The 1,881-nt window shown below is 56.0% G+C and carries 1 protein-coding gene and 2 pseudogenes; all 3 read right to left on the reverse strand.

Going from position 1 to position 1,881, the window contains the following annotated elements; genetic code table 11:
* A partial coding sequence (locus EN749_RS35010; RefSeq protein ID WP_245491573.1) for an ABC transporter substrate-binding protein occupies positions 1–678 on the reverse strand: 678 nt, incomplete at its 3' end.
* Positions 679–1,031: 353 nt separating this feature from the next.
* Positions 1,032–1,169 (reverse strand): annotated as a pseudogene (locus EN749_RS39225) (tyrosine-type recombinase/integrase); the annotation flags it as partial.
* Between the two features lie 23 nt (positions 1,170–1,192).
* Positions 1,193–1,407 (reverse strand): annotated as a pseudogene (locus tag EN749_RS39230) (IS110 family transposase); the annotation flags it as partial.
* Positions 1,408–1,881 lie beyond the last annotated feature (474 nt).

The raw sequence follows: 1,881 nt of genomic DNA on the forward strand, positions 1-1,881 counted from the left end.
ATACGGTTGCTCCGGCCTGAAATAGTGGGGATTGCGTTGAAAACTGTAGCGAATGCCTGGTTGCGCAGCGGTAAGGATAAAAGGCCCCGTTCCGATCCCCTTGCTTGGATCCTCTCCTTCGGGCTGGGCGGTAATGTTCGTCATCAGGTAAGGGAAGTTCACGTCCGGCGCGGTCAAGAGCACTGACAGTTGATGAGGTCCGTCCGATGTGATGTCCTGAATACCCTTCATCTGTGGGGCCAAGCTAGACTTTGAAGCAGGATCTTTGTGACGGTTGAGGGAATAAATCATATCACTGGCAGTGAACTTTTTCCCGTTGTGAAAGGTTACATCCTTTCTCAGTGTAAAATTCCAACGTTTGGCGCCCTCGCTGGGCACCCAGCTCTCGGCTAGCTCGCTTCCCAGCTTTCCATCCGCCGTACGCTCAAGCAACCGATTGCCAAACTGGTAAGAAGCGAACACCCCGGCTGACGCAATGATATTCGTTGGATCAAGCGTGTCGGTTGATGATCCATTGTCTACTCCGACGACAAATTTGCCGCCTCTAGTCGGGGTTTGCGCTCGTGCCATGGCAGGAGCAAGGGAGAGAACCAACCCGGCTCCTAATCCCGCGGCTGAGGTGGAAAGCAGTTTGCGGCGGTTTATCAAGAACTCCGGAGTTTTGCTGTCCTGTGTCATTGTATTCCCCTTTTTTGCGATCTGTGTTGATAAGCGCGGTGACCGTTTTCGCCCGACATAGACACCAGCCCGGCGCCGACTCCCGCGCCCCACGCGCTAAGGCTGAATCGTGACCTCCTGCTACAGGAGGTCTGTCGGAGCGACTCTTGCTTAAGTAGGCGACCCCACTTATGGCTCGGCCACACTTTTTGGCTCTATTTTGTTTGCTCTTGCTGCTATAAGTATGATTGGCAAAAACGTGCCGGTAAACCGCAATTATTGTGATGTCGGCATAAGTGCAGGTTATGCTATCGGCGTTTGACTCTACTGAACCCATACCATCAGGCTGTTTCCTTCCATCTCTGTGATCGAAGGATGATGCGGATATCGGTCCCATTCTCGAGCAGGTGAATGGCAAAGGAATGGCGCAGCGTATGGACGGTGACGTGCTTGGAAAGACCCGCCGCCGCAACCGCCGAACGGCAGGCGGAATGTAGCACCCACGGCTCGATTGCGTATTCCAATGATTCCGGACAGTGCGCGCCTGCGCCTTCTTGCGCAGGTCATCAAAGCGCGCAAACAGTCCGGTGATATCGCCGCCGGTGCGTGTCTCGACATTTTCTCTCCACCGCCCGGCGAGAGAGATGTGATTAGCCAAGTCGATTTACCGAGTTCCATCGAAACAAAAAACGCGCCAAGATCGACGCGGATCGCGACAGACGCCTCCGGATAATCAGCTGCAGAAAGCATGGTTCTCCTCCACTGAGTTTTTGAGCCACCTCACTCTGCCACAGCGTAGGTCGCTATCCACTCCCCATAGGATCTCATGCTCTCCACAAACGGATCATTCTGACGGAAGCCGGTCAGCGCTTCTACAGCGATGTTGCGATGGGTCTAGGCCATATTGCCCGGTCGGCCGAGGCTGTTCGGCGGACGACTGAAGATAAGCATGTCGTCCTGTCGTCGACGGCGTTCGCCAGCCACTGGCTGATCCCACGGCTCCCAAAGTTTCGGGTCTCGCCCGGCGGACGCTCATCCACCTTGACGAGCCCCACCGGCCGCGTCCGGCCTGGAAGGATTGCAAGCAGCGATCGGCGGACAAGGCATCGCGTTAGGTTGGACGCACCTGGTCAACCATCCGCTGAGCGAGGGGTTGCTCGTCCCCGCCCTGGCCGCCAACTGGGCAACTGGGTATGCATTCTTCATCGTCAGCAACCGTTCGGT

The organism is Mesorhizobium sp. M7A.F.Ca.ET.027.02.1.1, from assembly GCF_004022985.1.
Classification (GTDB): Bacteria; Pseudomonadota; Alphaproteobacteria; order Rhizobiales; family Rhizobiaceae; genus Mesorhizobium.